Below are 17,100 nucleotides of genomic sequence, written 5' to 3'. Positions count from 1 at the left end.
CCTCGGAAGCGGTGAGGGGCCGCCGGGGCTGAACCCACCGGCGGCCCCGGGCCTCAGCCCCGGAGCCGCCGCTCGGCGGCCTCCCACGGGGCCTGCGGCCCGGTCGGCTCGTAGCGGCCGACCTCCGTGGAGTCGGCGACGATCCGGCGCAGGTCCGCCAGACCGCCCTCCACCGTCCCGACCGCGCGGGCCTGCACCAGCAGGTTGCCGATGGCGGCGCCCTCGGTGGGCCCGGCGACGACCGGCAGCCCCACGGCGTCCGCGGTGAGCCGGCACAACAGCTCGTTGCGCGACCCCCCGCCGACCACGTGGACCACCTCCACGTCCGTCCCGCTCAGCTCGGCGGCCTGGTGCACCGCCCTGCGGTAGGCCAGGGCCAGCGAGTCCACCACGCACCGCGCCACCTCGGCCTCGGTCTCCGGCGGGCGCTGCCCGGTCTCCGCGGCGAACGCGGCGATCCGCGCGGGCATGTCGCCCGGCGGCAGGAACCGGGGATCGTCCACGTCCACCACGCACGACAGCGCGGGCACGCGGGCGGCCTCCCGCAGCAGGTCGGCCAGGTCCACCTCGCGCCCCCGTTCGCGCCAGACGCGCAGCGACTCCTGGAGCAGCCACAGACCCATGACGTTGCGCAGGTACCGGACCGTGCCGTCCACACCCAGCTCGTTGGTGAAGTTGGCGGCCCGCCCGGCCTCCGTGCGCACGGGGGCCTCCAGCTCCACCCCGACCAGCGACCACGTCCCCGAGGAGACGTAGGCGAAGTTCGGTGTGGCCGCGGGGACGGCCACCACAGCCGATGCGGTGTCGTGCGAGCCCACCGCCACCAGCGGCGTGCCGTCGGGTCCGGCTCCTCCGGCCGTGTCCCGGATGGTCCCGACGACGGTGCCGGGCTCGACCAGCGCGGGCAGCAGCTCCCGCGCCGGGACGCCGAAGCCCTCCCGGAGCAGGTCCAGGCACCGGTCCGCCCAGCGCCGCGTGTGCACGTCCACCAGGCCGGTGGTGGAGGCGTTGGTCAGCTCGGCGACCCGCTCCCCCGTCAGCCAGTACCCGAGCAGGTCGGGTATCAGCAGCAGGTCGCGGGCGGCCGCGAGCTGGGCGTCCCCGGAGGCGGCGGCGAGCTGGAACACCGTGTTGAACGGCTGCACCTGCAGCCCGTTGACCGCGTACAGCTCGTCGGCGGGCAGGTGCGCGAACACCCGCTCGGGCGCCCCGTCGGTGCGGGCGTCGCGGTAGTGGACGGGATTGCCGAGCAGGGCGCCGTCGGCGTCGAGCAGGCCGTAGTCCACCGCCCAGGAGTCCACCCCGGCCGAGGCCAGCCCGTGGGGCCCGGCGGCCCGCCGCAGTCCCAGGACCACGCCCGCGTACAGGGACAGCACGTCCCAGTGCAGGGTGGAGCGGCTCCCCGAGGGCACGGTCACCGGCCCGTTGGGGAAGCGGGCGACCTCCTCGGTGTGCAGTCGGCCGTCCTCGATCCTCCCCGCGATGACCCGCCCGCTGGAGGCGCCCAGGTCGACGGCCGCGTGGACCGCCGTGCCCCCGGCGCTCATCGCAGGAACGCGGCGGCGACGCCGCTGTCCACGGGGATGTGCAGGCCGGTGGTGTGCGACAGCTCCCCGGCCGTCAGCGCGAACACCGCGTTGGCGACGTGCTCGGGCAGCACCTCGCGGCCCAGGATGGTGCGCTTGGCGTAGAACGCGCCCAGGTCCTCCTCCTTGACCCCGTAGACCTTGGCCCGCTGGGCTCCCCATCCCCCGGCGAAGATGCCCGAGCCGCGCACGACCCCGTCGGGGTTGACGCCGTTGACCCGGATGCCCTCGCCGCCCAGTTCGGCGGCGAGCAGCCGCACCTGGTGGGCCTGGTCGGCCTTGACGGCGGAGTAGGCGACGTTGTTGGGCCCGGCGAACACGGCGTTCTTGGAGGCGATGTAGACGATGTCGCCACCCATGCCCTGGGCCGTCATCACGCGGGCGGCCTCGCGGGAGACCAGGAAGGACCCCTTGGCCATGACGTCGTGCTGCAGGTCCCAGTCGCGCTCGGTGGTCTCCAGCAGCGGCTTGGAGATGGACAGCCCCGCGTTGTTGACCACCAGGTCCACCCCGCCGAAGGCCAGCGCGGCCTCCTTGAGGGCGCGGGCCACCGCGTCGGCGTCGCTGACGTCGCAGGCCACGCCCACGGCCGTGTCCGCGCCGCCGAGCTCGGCGGCGGCCTCGGAGGCCTTGTCGGCGTCCAGGTCGGCCACGACCACGCACGCGCCCTCGGCCGCCAGCCGGGCGGCGATCGCCTTGCCGATGCCGCTGGCCGCGCCGGTGACCAGGGCGACCCGGGTGGCGAGCGGCTTGGGCTTGGGAAGGCGGGCCAGCTTGGCCTCCTCCAGCGCCCAGTACTCGATGCGGAACTTCTCCGACTCCTCGATGGGCCGGTAGGTGGAGACCGCCTCGGCACCGCGCATGACGTTGATGGCGTTGACGTAGAACTCGCCCGCCACGCGCGCGGTCTTGGCGTCCTTGCCGAAGGAGAACATGCCCACGCCCGGGACCAGCACGATCGCCGGGTCGGCACCGCGCATGGCGGGACTGTCGGGGTCGGCGTGGCGCTCGTAGTAGGCGCGGTAGTCGGCCCGGTACTCCTCGTGCAGCTCGCGCAGCCGGGAGACGGCCTGCTCCAGCGGTGCGTCGGCGGGCAGGTCGAGCACCATGGGGCGGACCTTGGTGCGCAGGAAGTGGTCGGGGCAGGAGGTGCCCAGCGCGGCCAGGCGCGGGTGCTCGGCCGAGGCCAGGAAGTCCAGGACCACGTCGCTGTCGGTGAAGTGGCCGATCTGGGGGTGGTCGGTGGAGGCCAGGCCGCGGATGACGGGGGCCAGCGCGGCGGCGCGCTCGCGGCGCTCGGCCTCGGGCAGGGCGCCGTAGCCGTCCAGGGCGGGGCCGAAGGGGTCGGGCCGGCCGTGCTCCTCGAGGAAGCGCTCGGCGGTGTGGATGATCTCCAGGGAGTTGGCCTGGCACTGCTCGCTGGTCTCGGCCCATGCGGTGATGCCGTGGCCGCCCAGGACGGCGCCGATGGCGTTCGGGTTCTCCTCGGCGATCCGGGCGATGTCCAGGCCGAGCTGGAAGCCGGGACGGCGCCAGGGCACCCACACCACGCGGTCGCCGAAGCACTCACGGGTCAGGCGCTCGCCGTCGGCGGCGGTGGCCAGGGCGATGCCGGAGTCGGGGTGCAGGTGGTCCACGTGCGCGGCGCGCAGCAGGCCGTGCATGGCGGTGTCGATGGAGGGTGCGGCGCCGCCCTTGCCGAACAGGCAGTGGTCGAAGGCCGCGACCATCTCGTCCTCGCGCTCCTCGCCGGGGTAGACGTCCACGAGGGCGCGCAGCCGGTCCAGGCGCAGCACCGCCAGGCCGTCCTCGGTGAGGGTGCCCAGGTCGCCGCCGGAGCCCTTGACCCACAGAAGGTCGACGGGCTGTCCGGTGACGGGGTCGGTGCGCGTGCCCGCGGCGGAGGTGTTCCCGCCCGCGAAGTTGGTGTTGCGCGGGTCCGAGCCGAGGGTGTTGCTGCGGGCGAGGAGCTGTTCGACGACGGAGTCGGACACGGTGTCTCCCTGTTCGGTACTGGTGCTGGGCTCTGGCGTGGTCGGCGGCCGGCTCACGCGCCCCACCCGGCCTGGGCGCCGCCCTTGCGCTCCTCGACGGCGCGCTCCACGTAGCCGGAACGGGCGTGCGCGGCCATGGGGTCGGGGTCCAGGCCCTGCTCCTGGCGCAGGTCGGCGAGCATGGGGCGCACGTCGGTGTTGTAGGCGTCCATCAGGGCGGCGTTGGCGGCCAGGACGTCGCCCTCGCGCTGGGCGGCGGCGAGCGCGTCGGAGTCCACGAGCAGGGCCTTGGCGGTGGCCTCCTGCACGTTCATGACCGAGCGGATCTGCCCGGCGATCTTGGGCTCGATGTTGTGGCACTGGTCGAGCATGAAGGCGACCCCGGTGTCGGCGTCCAGGCCGCCGCCGCGCACGACCTCGTACATGATGCGGAAGAGCTGGAAGGGGTCCGCGGCGCCGACCATGAGGTCGTCGTCGGCGTAGAAGCGCGAGTTGAAGTCGAAGGCGCCGAGCTTCCCGGCCCGCAGCAGGAAGGCGACGATGAACTCGATGTTGGTGTGCGCGGCGTGGTGGCCGGTGTCGACGCAGACCACGGCCTTCTCGCCCAGCTCCAGGCAGTGGGCGTAGGCGGTGCCCCAGTCGGGGACGTCGGTGGCGTAGAAGGCGGGCTCGAAGAGCTTGTACTCCAGCAGGAGGCGCTGGTCGGGGCCGAGCCGGCCGTAGACCTCGGTCAGGGCCTCGGCGAGGCGGTCCTGGCGGGCGCGCAGGTCGTCCTGGCCGGGGTAGTTGGTGCCGTCGGCGAACCACAGCTTGAGGTCGCGCGAGCCGGTGGCGTCCATGACGTCCACGCACTCCAGCAGGTGGTCGACCGCCTTGCGGCGCACCGCCGGGTCGGGGTTGGTGACGCTGCCGAGCTTGTAGTCGTCGTCCTGGAAGACGTTGGCGTTGATGGTGCCGATGCCGATGCCCAGGTCGCGGGCGTGGGCGGCGAGCGCGGCGTAGTCGTCCACCTTGTCCCAGGGGATGTGCAGGGCGACCGTGGGCGCGACGCCGGTGAGCCGGTGCACCTGGGCGGAGTCGGCGACCTTCTCCCAGGGGTCGCGGGGGACGCCGGGCTGCGCGAACACCTTGAACCGGGTCCCGGAGTTCCCGAAGGCCCAGGAGGGGAGTTCGATGTGCTGGCGCCGCAGGACGTCCAGGGCGTCCGCGCGGCGTTCGGGGAGTGCTGCCACGGTGGGGCTCCGTTCGGGGAGGGCACGACCGCCGGTGGGGCCGGCGAGTGAGGTAATTGAATCGTTTCACTCAGGTTTCGCTGAAACTACCCCCAGCTCTTCTCACATGTCAAGACCTACGCACGAGGCCCCCTGCCCAGCGGGAGCCTCTGATCTTGAAACGTTTTATGACCAGGGCGCGCACGGTCCCGAACACCGGCGCCGTGCCGGTTCCCGCGGGCTGTGCGGGGACCGGCACGGGGGCGGCCGCGGACCGCCGCTCAGGCGCGCCCGCCGCCTCCGCCTCCACCGCCCGCGGAGTACCCTCCCCCGCCGACGGAGTCCGACCGCGGGGTGAGGCTGCTCCGCGGCGACCTGTCCCAGCGCCGCCGGTAGTCCCCGTCCCGGAGGAGGACGGAGCTTCTCCCCTTTCAGCAGGTACCCGCCGACAGCGGGCGGCAGGTCCTCCGGAAGCCCCTCGGGGAAGGCCCGCCGTCCCCCGGCCCACCTGCCCCAGGCACCGCGCAGCCGCCCGACACCCCCTCGCGCAGCCGGTGAGGACGAGGGAGAGCGCCGCCGGAGGAAGTACGCGGAGGACGGGTGACACGACCGGCATGGGAACCTTCGCTGCGGGGAAGGGGCGGGGACGCGCGCGACGGTACCCGAGTCCGCGCGGTCGCGGGGGCCCGTGACCGCCTCCGGCCAGCCCCTCCCCCGCCTCAGCCCAGCGCCATGCGCACGCCCAGGGTGAGCATGACGGCGGCGATGAGAGCGTCCAGGACGCGCCAGGCACCCGGCCGGGCGAAGAGGGGGCGCAGCATCCGCGCGCCGAAGCCGAGGCCGAGGAACCACACGAGGCTGCCCGTGACGGCGCCCGCCGCCCACCACCAGCGGGCGCCTCCCTCCTGCTGGTTGGCGAGGGAGCCGAGGAAGACCACCGTGTCCAGGTACACGTGCGGGTTGAGCCAGGTGAGCACCAGCGCCGTCACCACCGCGGTCCGGCGGCCGTCGCGCAGGGCGCCGCCGACCACGAGCACGCCCGGCCGCAGGACCCGGCGCGCCGCGGACAGGCCGTAGACGATGAGGAACCCCGCGCCGAGGAGGCGGACCGCGTGGACCGCGAGGGGAGCGGCCTCGACGACCACCCCGACGCCGAGGACGCCGCACGTGATGAGCACGGCGTCGGACAGGGCGCAGACCAGCACCACCGGCAGGACGGTGCTCGTGCGGCCCTCGATGCCGATCCGCAGGACGTAGGCGTTCTGTGCGCCGATGGCCACGATGAGCGCCAGCCCGGTCCCGAGACCGAGCAGGGCGGGAAGAAGTGTCGCGTTCACCGTCCGAACGTTAGGAGCGCACACCCCGTGCAGTAAAGCTAAACTTTCTTAGGATCCATGAGAAAGGCTTCATATGTCGTTCCAGTTCGACCACCTGCGCACCCTGACCGCCCTGGCGGAGGAGGGCACCTTCGAGTCCGCCGCGCGGCGGCTGCACGTGACGGCGTCGGCGGTCTCCCAGCGGGTCAGGGCGATGGAGCAGACCGCGGGCAAGGTCCTGGTGCAGCGCACGAACCCCGTCCGGACCACCGCTGCCGGGGACGTCGTGCTGCGCTACGCCCGCCAAGTGCTGCTGCTGGACGCGGACGCCACCGCCGAGCTCCGGTCGGGCGGCCAGGAGCGCGGCCGGGTGTCGGTGCCGCTGGCCGTCAACGCCGACAGCCTGTCCACCTGGTTCCTGGAGGCACTGGCCGACCTGCCCGCCGACCTGGGCGCGGTGTTCGAGGTCCACCGCGAGGACGAGGAGCACACCACCTCCCTGCTGCGCTCGGGGACGGTGATGGCCGCCGTGACCTCCACCCCCGAGGCGGTCCAGGGATGCACCGTGGCCGGGCTCGGCGCGATGCGCTACCACGCCGTGTGCAGCCCCGGTTTCGACGAGGAGTACCTGGGCGGCCGGGCGGACCCGGAGCTGCTCCCGGACGCCCCGGTGGTCAACTTCGACCGCAGGGACGACCTGCAGGACCGGTTCCTGCGCGAGTCCGCCGGAAGCGGGTCCCGCGGGCCCCGGCACTACATCCCGGCGTCGGAGGACTTCGCCCGGACGGTCGTGCTCGGCCTCGGCTGGGGTGTGGTGCCCGAACGGCAGTGCTCGGCCGACATCGCGGCCGGACGCCTGGTGGCACTGGCACCGGACCGGCCGGTGGACGTGCGCCTGTACTGGCAGCGGTGGAACCTGCGCTCGCCGGTCCTGGACGCGGTCTCCGAGGCCGTGCGCGCGGGTGCGGCGGCCCACCTGCGCCCCTTTTGACCTCACTCCCGTGGGCGAGGGGGTTCACGGCTCACCGCCCGCTCGCCCGGCGGCGGCCGGGCAACGTCCGTCCCGCCGGCCGAACGCGGGTGGTGCCCCCGCGCGGGGGTAGGACACTCCCCGTGTCCGCTCGGCGGACCGCCGGGGACGGCGGTCCGGCCGACACCACCGTCGAGGAAGGCCCGACATGAGCCCGAACGCCACCGCCGTCGACCTGGGGACCTTCGGAGTCTGGGTCAAGAGGACCGATCTGACCGCCGACGTGGCCGCCGGGATCGAGCGCCTGGGCTACGGCGCCATCTGGGTCGGCGGCTCTCCCGGCGCCGACCTGCCGGAGGTGTCCGCCGCCCTGGACGCGACGTCGCGGGTCGCGGTCGCGACCGGCATCGTCAACATCTGGTCCGCGGACGCCGAGGCCGTGGCCGCCTCCTTCCGGCGGATCGAGTCCGAGCACCCCGGGCGGTTCCTGCTCGGCATCGGCGCGGGGCACCGCGAGGCGAACGGCCCCGAGGCGGCCAGACCCTTCCATGCGGTGGTGGACTACCTGGACACCCTGGACGGGGGCGGGGTCCCCGCGGACCGGCGCGTGGTCGCCGCGCTGGGCCCGCGGATGCTCGGGCTGTCCGCGGAGCGCGCCGCCGGGACCCATCCGTACCTGGTCAACCCGGAGTTCACGCGCACCGCGAGGAAGGCGCTCGGTGAGGGCCCGCTCCTGGCCCCCGAGCACAAGGCGGCCCTCGGCGGCGACCGCGAGTCGACCCGGCGGACCGCCAGGGAGGGGTTGAGCGTCTACGTCGACAACCGCCTGACCAACTACCTCGCCAACTTCCGGCGCCTCGGCTTCTCCGACGCCGACTTCGCCGGCGGCGGCAGTGACGCACTGGTGGACGCCATGGTCGCGCAGGGCGAACCGGAGACGGCGGCGGCGGAGCTGCGCGCGCACCTGGAGGCGGGCGCGGACCACGTCGCGGTCCAGCCGCTGGCCGCCGACGGCGACCTCCTGTCGGTGCTGGCCCGGCTGGCTCCCGCCCTCGGCCTCCCCGCGCGGGGCTGAGACCGCCGGGCGCCGTCGCGGTGCCGGATCGGCCGGGGCCGCGCCCCGGGCCCCGGCGCCGCGGTCCGCGGGAGCCACCGCGCGCGAAGCACGCGGAGGCGGACCGCCCGTCCCGGGGCTATCCCGCGCGCAGGTGGTCGCGCAGGGACCGCGCCACCCTCGCCATGAGCGCCTCGGCCCCCGGCTGCTGGAAGGCGGGCACGCGCGACTCGGTCAGCACCGCGACGGCGAAGGCCTGGCCGTCGGCGTGCTCGACCACCCCGACCTCGTGGCGCAGGTTGAGCAGGCTCCCGGTCTTGGAGAACCACCGGGAGGCGTCGGAGGCGAAGTCGGGTGCCAGCCGGTGGCGCAGGACGTTGTCACCCATCAGCTCGCGCACCCGCGCGGCCACGTCCGGGTCGATGGCCGAGGGCCGCCACAGCGCCTCCAGCAGGTCGGCGAACGCCCGGGCCGACCCGGAGCTGGCACGGGTGACGTCGAGCTGCGCGATCCGGTGCCCCCGCCCGGCGGTGCCCTCGCCGATGGCCAGCAGGTGGGCGAGGTGGACCTCGTCGGGGTCGAGCCGGTTGGCCGGCGTGTCGCCGATGTCGCGGATCGTCTGCCGCACGGTGATGCCGCGCAGGCCGGCCGCGCGCAGCGACTCGGCGACCCGCGCGGGCGGCGTGAGGTCGAACAGGACGTCCGTGGCCGTGTTGTCGCTCAGGCACGTGCTGAGGTAGACCAGGTCCTCGACGCTGACCCGGACCGGGTGGCGGAACTTGGTCAGCCCGGTGTGTCCCGGGACGGCGCTCCTCCCCGGCTGCACGAGGAGCTGTTCGGCGCCGTCGATCTCCCCCGAGCGGACGCGTTCGAGCGTGGCGACCGCGAGCGGGACCTTGACGAGGGAGGCCGTCGAGAACTCCAGGTCCGGCTCGATGCCCAGCTCCTCACCCGTGCTCAGGTCCCGCACGAGGAAGGAGCCCCGCAGGCCCGCCTCGTCGAGTTCTCCGCGCAGCTCGCGGATCAGGGCCGTGGCGCTCATACCGGCTCCTCCCCCGCGCCCAGGCACCGGGCGATCGCCCGCCCCAGGAGCGTGCGCAGGCGCTCGGCCTCGTCCCCGGTCTCGGCGGCCGCGTCGTAGCCGCGCGCGAGGCGGACCTCGCCCGTGGGACGCCAGTACAGTCCCAGCTCCTCGGCCTGCCGGGGGGAGCACAGCAGGAGGTCGTCCGAGCCGAGGACCTCCGCCGCGGCGGAGGCCAGGGAGGCGGCGACGGCCACCTGCCCGGGCCGCAGCCCCAGGGAGTCCCGCAGGCGGGTCAGGGGGTCGCGCACGTGGGGGACGTCGTCCTCGGGCTGGAGCCAGACGCGGCGTCCTCGCGAGGACAGCCTGTCGCGGGACAGGCGCAGGGTTTCGAGGTAGACGACCTCGGCGCGGGGCTCCCCTGCACCCGCCAGGCCCAGCGGGACCGACCAGGCGGCCTCGTCCGGCGGTACGCCCACCAGGGCCGCGCGGACCTCCCGAAAGCCCAGGAGTTCGGCCCGCGCGGCGGGCGCGGCGGCCCGGAAGTCCAGGTGGACGCCCTCCTCGCGGGCCTCGGCTCCCAGGAGGGCGAGGTCGCGTGTGGCACAGGTCTCGGGCACGGCCAGGCGCAGCGGCCGGAGCATGGCCCTCTCGGCGTCGTGCTCCATCTCCTCGGCCAGCTGGACCAGGCGCCTGGCCGAGGGCAGCATGTCGCGGCCGAACCGGGTGAGGGCCGCCCGGCGGGTGGAGCGGTCGAACAGGCGCGCGCCCAGGTGCTTCTCCAGGGCGGCGATACGTCTGCTGGCGACCGGCTGGGGTATGCGCGCGGCGGCGGCCCCGAGGGTGAAGCTGCCCCTCTCGCCCACGTTCACGAACGCCTTGCAGGCGCCGACGAGATCCATGACACCACACTATGCGTTTCTGGCATGGAAATGGACGTTTCCGTCTTGGACAGCATCATTGGCCGTGGCCAGACTGTGGGACGAGGCCACCCGACCGGGGTGGCGGTGCGCGCGGTGTCGGCGCTTCCGAGCGGTTCCCTTTTTGAACTATTCGGTACATAAAAGCGCTCCGCGCGCCCACCCAGGACAGGAAGTGCAGGGAGATGTTGCTTTCACCCACACGGCGCACCGGACTCGCGGCCCTGGCCGCGTTCGCCCTCGTCCCCGTCACCGCCTGCGGGCCGTCCGGCTCCGACCCGGCCCCGGAGGCGGAGCGGTCGGCGGCGGCCCGGCCCTCCGACGCCTCCGCCGAGCTCGCCCGGGAGTTCGAGCGGCTGGAGGAGGAGTTCGACGCGCGGCTGGGCGTCTACGCGGTGGACACCGGCACGGAGGAGGAGGTCGCGCACCGCCCCGACGAGCGGTTCGCCTACTGCTCCACCCACAAGGCGCTCTCCGCGGGCGCGGTGCTCCAGCGCAACACCCCGGAGGAGATGGAGGAGGTCATCACCTACACCGAGGATGACCTGGTCAACTACGCGCCGATCACCGAACAGCACGTGGACACCGGGATGACCCTGATGGAGGTGACCGACGCGGCCGTCCGCTACAGCGACAACACCGCGGCCAACCTCCTGTTCGAGGAGCTGGGCGGCCCGGACGGGTTCGAGGAGGCGATGGAGGCCGTCGGCGACGACGTGATCGAGGTCGACCGCGTGGAGCCGGGGCTGAGCGAAGCGGCGCCCGGGGACATCCGGGACACGAGCACGCCGCGCGCCATGGCCGAGAGCCTTCGGAAGTTCACGCTCGGGGACGCGCTGCCCGAGGACCGGCGCGACGTGCTCACCGACATGCTCATCAACAACGTGACCGGGGACGAACTGATCCGCGCCGGGGTCCCCGAGGGCTGGGAGGTCGGCGACAAGACGGGGAGCGGAGGCTACGGGACGCGCAACGACATCGCCGTCCTGTGGCCCCCGGAGGGCGACCCCATCGTCCTCGCGGTCATGTCCAGCCGCGACGAGGAGGACGCCGAGTACGACAACGCGCTGATCGCCGAGGCGGCCGGGGTCGTCGTGGAGGCCCTGGCCTAGCGGCCGCGCGGTGCGCACGCGCGGCGGACGAGGCCGAGCGTGCGCACCGCCCGCCCCCGGAGCGGGGCACCCCGAAGGGTGTCCTAACCTGGGAGCGGTCCGGACCGGGAAGGTGTCCGGCAGCCGTCGGCGTCCGGCCGCAACGAGTCCGAGGAACAGCGTGAGCATCAGTCCCCGTGTCACAGCGACCGTCTTCCGCGTGGTGGCGGTCATCGAGGCCCTGACCTGGATCGGCCTCCTGGGCGGCATGTACGTCAAGTACCTGGGCAGCGGCAGTGAGGCGGGCGTGCACCTCTTCGGCCCCCTGCACGGCGGGGCCTTCGTGGCCTACGTGGTCGTCACCGTCGCCGCCGCGCTCCACCTGCGCTGGAGCCTGTGGCCGACCCTGGTGGCCCTGGCCGCGTCCGTGCCCCCCGTGGGCACCCTGGTCGCGGACTGGTGGCTGCACCGCACCGGGCGGCTGACGCCCCGTGCGAAGGAGCAGGGCCGGGCCACCGAACCCGTGGCCTGACCGGAGTCCTTCGCGGGGTCCGACGGGACTTCATCTCCCGTTGGGCCCCGCGCCATTTTCCGGCATATCACCCTTTGCGCACACACGGTGACCTGTGCTTGGTTGACAACCAGTCAGTAACCCCCGCTGCGGAAGGACCCCCATGCCCCCCGCTCGCACGGCCGCGCTCACCTGCGCCGCGTTCGCCCTCACCCTGACGGCCGCCGTCCCCTCCAGTGCCTCGGCCGCCGAGGGCGCCCTCTCCCGGACCACCTCCGTGGGCGTGCACAACGCCTACCAGACGGGCACGTTCCCCTACTTCGCCGACGCCCTGGACTCCGGCGCCGGACTCCTGGAGCTGGACGTGTGGACCGACGAGTGGTTCGGCACCTGGCGCGTCAACCACGAGCTCGTCGGCCAGGACAACAACTGCGCCGGGGCCGCCTCACCCGACCGGCTGCGCGACGGCGGCGACGGCGACCTCGCCGACTGCCTGCGCGACGTGCGCACCTGGCACGAGGCCAACCCCGGCCACCGGCCGCTGCTGCTCAAGATCGAGATGAAGAAGGGCTACCACGCCGCCTCGGGGCTGGGCCCCGCCGAGTTCGACGCCCTCGCCGACCGGGTCCTCGGCGACGCCCTGTTCCGCCCCGGCGACCTGCTGGGCGCCCACTCCACCCTGGACGAGGCCGTGCGCGCCGACGGCTGGCCCTCCCGCGACGCCCTGGCCGGGAGGGTGATCGTCTATCTGACACCCGGCACCTTCGAGAAGGGCAACCCCTTCGACGACCTGTGGACGGACGAGGAACAGGCGGCGCGCCTGCGCGACCTGGCCGCCGAGGGCGCCCTGGACCGGGCGGCCACGTTCCCGGCCGTGCTGGGCGCGGCGGGCGGGGACCCGCGCGAGCGCTACGCCGAGGACCTGCGCCCGTGGTTCGTGGTCTTCGACGGGAGCGCCCCCTCCTACACCGGAGGCATCGACACCTCCTGGTACGGGCGCAACGACTACCTGCTGGTGATGACGGACGCCCACGCGGTGTCCCCGGCGATCGACCCGCGCACCCCCTCCGAGGACGAGGCCGCCGCCCGCGTCCGCGAACTCGCCGGGGCGGGCGCGACCGCCGTCACCAGCGACTGGGCAAGCCTGCCCCATGTGCTCTCCATGGTCGTCCCGCACGGCTCCGGCCTGGGGTGAGACCACCCGGGCCCGTCACGGGAGGGGATCGCGGCGCACGACCGCGGTCCCTTCTCCGCGTTCAGGCGGGGAACCGGAAAAGACGTGTCGAGGACCGTGGAAAGACCCCGCCAAGAGGCGGGGACGGAACAGGGGAAACCGCACATGTCCGCCCTATCGTTTCTCCGCAGTGCTTGTACGCATTCACCCGTTCGCGTCCACCGGGCCAGGGGCCGGTCCCGGCCGTCCGACGACCGGGGCCCACCGCGTCACCCTGTCGCGCGCCGTGGACGTCCCGCGTTCCCCGACGAACCGGAAAGCCGCCACACGAGCCGCGAAGGACCCAGCCATGACCGCCATGAACAGCACCCACCGGCCAGGACCGAACAGACGCACCGTCCTGCGCGGTGCGGCCGCGGCCTCGGGCGCCGCCGTCCTCGGCGGGGCCTTCGCCCCGGCCGGCGCCGCGAGCGCCTCCGCCCAGGTGGTGGAACCGTCCCTGTACACCCGGGCCGACTGGCGGGCCCGCCCGCCCTCGGGCCGGGTCCAGATCCTGTCCGCCCCGCCCCGCTACGTCGTGGTCCACCACACCGCGACGGCCAACAGCACCGACTACTCGCTCGACCACGCCCTGGCCCTGTCCCGGGCCATCCAGAACTTCCACATGGACTCCAACGGGTGGCTCGACACCGGGCAGCAGCTGACCATCAGCCGCGGCGGCCACATCATGGAGGGCCGCGCCCACAGCCTCGCGGCCGTCCGCGAGGGCAGCCACGTCCTGGGCGCCCACGTGGCCAACAACAACAGCACCTGCATCGGCATCGAGAGCGAGGGCCTCTACATGAAGGAGGGACCCACCACGGCCCTGGCCGACTCGCTGGTGGCGACCCTGGCGTGGCTGTGCGGGGCCTACGGGCTCGACCCGCACCGCGCGATCCTCGGCCACCGCGACTTCAACGCCACCGCCTGCCCCGGCGACGTGCTGTACGCGATGCTCCCCGAGCTCCGCGAGGCGGTCGCCGAGGTGATGCGGGCCCCGGCCGTGGAACCCGGTGCCCGCCGTGAGTCCGACGACGAGGGCCCCACCTACCCGCCCGTGCCCGAGGACGAGCCCGAGCACGCCTTCTACCACGGCCCCGCCCGGGGACCGGACGACCTCACCCGCTAGCGCGAGCGCGCCGGGAGGGCGGGACCGGTGTGCGGGCCCGCCCCGCGCGGTGGGAGAGACTGGGAGGGTGAGCACCGAGAACCGTCGCCCCGGTCCGCCCGCGACCAGCCCGTCCATCATCATCCTGACCCTGGCGCGCAGGGTCGAGGCCGAACTGAACACCGCGCTGGCGCCCCTGGACCTCACGGTGGCCCGGCTCGGGCTGCTCGGCCACATCGCCGGGGTTCCGGGCGCCTCCTTCAGCGAGCTGGCGCGGATGTCCGGCATCACGGTCCAGAGCGTGCACGGCTCGGTGAGGGCGCTGGCCGCCGCCGGGCTGGTGCGCGACCACACGGCCCGGGCCGGGACCGCCTCGGCGATCGAGATCACGACCGAGGGCGCCCGCCTGCTCGACGCGGCGAGGGAGGCCGTGTCGGCGGTGGACGCCGGGATGTTCGGCACGGACGCCGATCCCGTGCAGCGGCGGGTGGGCGAGGCCGTGCGCGCCGCGTTCGGCGCTCCGGGCGCCCCCTGACCGGCACCCTCCTTCCCTGGTGACCGTTTCCGGGGACGTGGACCGGCCCGTGCTTCAGGCTGCCTGAAGCACGGGGTAGGCTTCAGGCAGCCTGAAGGATGTGGAGACCCCATGGAACACCTGCTGCTCTCGGTCCACGTACTCGCCGCCATCGTGTTCGTCGGCGGCTCGGCCGTCGCGACCAGCCTCTTCCCGCGGTTCGCGCCGGTCGCCGGCGGTGTCCCCGCCTCCGTCGCCGGGGACACCGCCGACCCGGCCGCGGACACGCGCTCCGGGGCGCGCTCCCCCGGTGAGCGCAACCCCGCCGTGGCCGCCCTGCTGCACCGCATCACCCGCGGCTACGCCGTCGCCGGGGTGACCGTCCCCGTGGCCGGGATCGCCCTGGCCCTGTTCCAGGGCCGGATGGGCGAGATCTGGGTCACCGTCGCGATGCTCCTGACCGCCGCCGCGGGCATCCTGCTCGCCGCGCAGATCCACCCGCGCCAGCGCGACGCGCTCCGCGAGCCGGGCGACCCCCGGGAACTGCGCACGCTGTCGATGCTCGCCGGGATCTACAACCTGGTGTGGGCGGTCGTCGTCGTGCTCATGATCGTCCGCCCCGGCGCGGCGGAGTGACCGGCGTGACCGTCCCGCGCCGGATCCGCGTCCGGGGCGGCCGCCCGGTCACTCGGCCGACCGACCGGTGATCCGGTCGACGTCCCAGCGCTCGGCGGCCGTCAGGGGCGCCCCGGCCCGTTCGCGCAGCGCCTCGGCCCGCCCCAACAGCTCCACCGCCCGGTCGTGCCCACCCGCCAGCGCGGTCGCCCCGGCCAGCCCCTCCAGCGCCAGGGCGACCGCTCGGGGGTCCCCGCTGCGCTCGGCCTCCGCACGGGCCTGCCCGTGCAGCTCCAGCGCCTGTTCCGCGTCGCCCCGCTGCTCCGCGACGAAGCCCAGTTGCGTGAGGATGAACGCGGTGCCGATCCGTCCGTCCGCGTCCCGGTTCCACTCCAGGCGGCGCAGCAGCGACCGTTCGGCCCGGTCCAGGTCGCCCCGGCGGCGGGCGGCCAGGACGATCCCGGCGTCCGCGAACTGCTCGCCCACCACGTCCGCGTTCTCCTCCGCCACACGCAGGGCACGCTCGTGCAGGGCGTCGGCGCGGTCCAGGTCACCTTCGAGCAGGGCCACCCGTCCCAGCCCGGACAACTTGAGCGAGACCGTGTGCCACAGCCGCAACTCCTCGGCGATGCGCAGCCCCTCCCCGTGGAGCCGGGCCGTCTCGTCCAGGTCTCCGAGCGCCTCCGCGATCTGGGCGAGGGTGTCGGAGGCCTGGAGGATCCCCCACCGGTCACCGAGTGCACGCAGGACGCGCTCGCCCTCCCGCGCCCGGCTCCGCGCACCGGCGAGGTCACCCCGCGTGAACGCCGCCTGGGCCAGGCTGACCAGGGTCACCGCCGCCCCCCAGGCGTCTCCCGCCCGGTGCAGGTCCCCGTGGGCCCGCTCCACCCGGGCGGTCGCCTGGACCGTGTCACCGAGGCCCCAGCGGGTGAACTCCACGAACCAGGCCAGCCGCGCGCGCGTCGCCGGGTCCTCCGCCCGCTCCAGGTCCTCGTGGACGGTGGCACGCCGGTTCCCGTCGTCCTCGGAGGCGGGTACGGCCAGGGCGGCCCGCCACACGCGCGCCTCGGCCACGGCTTCGGAGGGGCCTTGGGGAACGGACAGGGCCTCGTCCAGGGCGGTGCGCGCCTCACCGGAGCGCCCGCGCAGGTAGCGGTACCAGGCCGGGGCACAGGCCAGGCGCAGCGCCAGGCGGGCGTCCCCCTCCTCCACCGCGAAGGCCAGAGCCGCACGCAGGTTCGCCGACTCACCGTCCAGGCGCCGGAGCCAGTGGGCCTGGTCGGGGCCGCGCAGCCGTGCGTCGGCGCGGTCGGCCAGGTCCGCGAAGTGGGCGGCGTGCCGTGCCCGTGTCCGGCGAGCCTGCCCGGCCTCCTCCAGCCGTTCGAGGGCGTAGGCGGCCACCGACTCCAGCAGGCGGTACCGGGTTCCGGCGGGGTGGTCGGCGGCCACGACCAGGGACCGGTCCACGAGCGCGCCGACCAGTCCCAGCACCTCGCCCGCCGGGACCGTACCGGTGTCGGAGCACACCGCCTCGGCGGTGGCCAGGTCGCAGCCGTCGGCGTGTACCGCCAGGCGGCCGAGCACCGCGCGCTCGGGCGCGGAGAGGGGCTCCCAGCTCCAGTCGATCATCGCCCGCAGGGTGCGCTGGCGGGCGGGAGCGTCGCGGCGGCCGGCTCCGAGCAGCGAGAAGCGGTCGTCCAGGCGTGCGGCGAGGTCTGCCAGGCTCACGTGCCGCAGCCGGGTGGCGGCGAGTTCGAGCGCGAGGGGGATGCCGTCCAGGCGCCGGCAGACCGCGGCCACGTCCGGGGCGGTGCCGGCGTCGAGGGTGAACGGGGCCGCGGCCGCGCGGGCGCGCTCGGTGAAGAGCCGTACCGCGCCGGAGGCGGCGAGGACCGCGGGGTCGTCGACGCCGGGTTCGGGCAGGTCCAGCGGCGGCACCGCGTACACGTACTCGTCCGTCACGTCCAGGGGGACCT

15 protein-coding genes are annotated in these 17,100 nt (G+C 74.5%); 8 read left to right on the top strand and 7 right to left on the bottom strand.

Annotated features, from left to right (window positions below):
• Window positions 1–53: 53 nt before the first annotated feature.
• From A6A08_RS25920 to A6A08_RS25905, 4 genes are all read right to left on the bottom strand, one after another.
• Complete coding sequence (locus A6A08_RS25920; RefSeq protein ID WP_073705283.1) at window positions 54–1,547, bottom strand: rhamnulokinase family protein; 1,494 nt, start codon at window positions 1,545–1,547, stop codon at window positions 54–56.
• A complete protein-coding gene (locus A6A08_RS25915; RefSeq protein WP_199867051.1) occupies window positions 1,544–3,646 on the bottom strand; it encodes a bifunctional aldolase/short-chain dehydrogenase in 2,103 nt (700 codons plus the stop codon). The genes A6A08_RS25920 and A6A08_RS25915 overlap by 4 nt, the downstream gene beginning before the upstream one ends.
• Window positions 3,634–4,812: an L-rhamnose isomerase gene (gene rhaI / locus A6A08_RS25910; RefSeq protein ID WP_073705281.1), complete on the bottom strand. Its 1,179-nt coding sequence runs from the start codon at window positions 4,810–4,812 to the stop codon at window positions 3,634–3,636. The genes A6A08_RS25915 and rhaI overlap by 13 nt, the downstream gene beginning before the upstream one ends.
• Before the next feature lie 698 nt (window positions 4,813–5,510).
• The gene (locus A6A08_RS25905) at window positions 5,511–6,128 is read right to left on the bottom strand and encodes a LysE/ArgO family amino acid transporter (RefSeq protein WP_242422913.1); all 618 of its coding nucleotides are present in this window, start codon (window positions 6,126–6,128) and stop codon (window positions 5,511–5,513) included.
• Between the two features lie 73 nt (window positions 6,129–6,201).
• Here A6A08_RS25905 and A6A08_RS25900 point away from each other — a divergent pair, with 73 nt between their 5' ends.
• Both A6A08_RS25900 and A6A08_RS25895 read left to right on the top strand, forming a co-directional pair.
• Window positions 6,202–7,098, top strand: coding sequence for a LysR family transcriptional regulator ArgP (locus tag A6A08_RS25900; RefSeq protein ID WP_073705280.1), 897 nt, complete (start codon window positions 6,202–6,204; stop codon window positions 7,096–7,098).
• A gap of 187 nt (window positions 7,099–7,285) precedes the next feature.
• A complete protein-coding gene (locus tag A6A08_RS25895) occupies window positions 7,286–8,152 on the top strand; it encodes a TIGR03620 family F420-dependent LLM class oxidoreductase (protein WP_073705279.1) in 867 nt (288 codons plus the stop codon).
• Window positions 8,153–8,270: 118 nt separating this feature from the next.
• Here A6A08_RS25895 and A6A08_RS25890 read toward each other — a convergent pair whose 3' ends face one another.
• Window positions 8,271–9,173 carry a serine hydrolase gene (locus tag A6A08_RS25890; RefSeq protein ID WP_073705278.1) on the bottom strand — a complete coding sequence of 301 codons (903 nt, stop codon included), beginning with the start codon at window positions 9,171–9,173 and terminating at the stop codon, window positions 8,271–8,273.
• The gene (locus tag A6A08_RS25885) at window positions 9,170–10,054 is read right to left on the bottom strand and encodes a LysR family transcriptional regulator (protein ID WP_073705277.1); all 885 of its coding nucleotides are present in this window, start codon (window positions 10,052–10,054) and stop codon (window positions 9,170–9,172) included. Before A6A08_RS25885 ends, A6A08_RS25890 begins: the two co-directional genes overlap by 4 nt.
• A gap of 203 nt (window positions 10,055–10,257) precedes the next feature.
• Between A6A08_RS25885 and bla the strand changes: the two genes are divergently transcribed.
• From bla to A6A08_RS25855, 6 genes are all read left to right on the top strand, one after another.
• Window positions 10,258–11,184: a class A beta-lactamase gene (gene bla / locus A6A08_RS25880; protein WP_073705276.1), complete on the top strand. Its 927-nt coding sequence runs from the start codon at window positions 10,258–10,260 to the stop codon at window positions 11,182–11,184.
• A gap of 160 nt (window positions 11,185–11,344) precedes the next feature.
• Window positions 11,345–11,695, top strand: coding sequence for a DUF3817 domain-containing protein (locus A6A08_RS25875; protein WP_073705275.1), 351 nt, complete (start codon window positions 11,345–11,347; stop codon window positions 11,693–11,695).
• A 142-nt stretch (window positions 11,696–11,837) separates the two neighbouring features.
• Window positions 11,838–12,869 (top strand): phosphatidylinositol-specific phospholipase C domain-containing protein, encoded by a 1,032-nt coding sequence (locus A6A08_RS25870; RefSeq protein WP_073705274.1) that lies wholly within the window; start codon window positions 11,838–11,840, stop codon window positions 12,867–12,869.
• A gap of 337 nt (window positions 12,870–13,206) precedes the next feature.
• The gene (locus A6A08_RS25865; RefSeq protein WP_073705436.1) at window positions 13,207–14,016 is read left to right on the top strand and encodes a peptidoglycan recognition family protein; all 810 of its coding nucleotides are present in this window, start codon (window positions 13,207–13,209) and stop codon (window positions 14,014–14,016) included.
• 67 nt (window positions 14,017–14,083) lie between these two features.
• Window positions 14,084–14,530: a MarR family winged helix-turn-helix transcriptional regulator gene (locus A6A08_RS25860; protein WP_073705273.1), complete on the top strand. Its 447-nt coding sequence runs from the start codon at window positions 14,084–14,086 to the stop codon at window positions 14,528–14,530.
• A gap of 111 nt (window positions 14,531–14,641) precedes the next feature.
• Complete coding sequence (locus A6A08_RS25855) at window positions 14,642–15,145, top strand: hypothetical protein (RefSeq protein WP_073705272.1); 504 nt, start codon at window positions 14,642–14,644, stop codon at window positions 15,143–15,145.
• Between the two features lie 48 nt (window positions 15,146–15,193).
• On the opposite strand, the gene A6A08_RS25850 is transcribed toward A6A08_RS25855, so the two are convergent.
• Window positions 15,194–17,100: ATP-binding protein (locus A6A08_RS25850; protein ID WP_394328493.1), on the bottom strand; the 1,907-nt coding region annotated here is incomplete at its 5' end.

This window comes from Nocardiopsis sp. TSRI0078 (assembly GCF_001905145.1).
Taxonomy (GTDB): domain Bacteria; phylum Actinomycetota; class Actinomycetes; order Streptosporangiales; family Streptosporangiaceae; genus Nocardiopsis.
The sequence above is the reverse complement of the archived record's forward strand: the minus strand, read 5'-3'. Positions and strand labels throughout refer to the sequence as shown.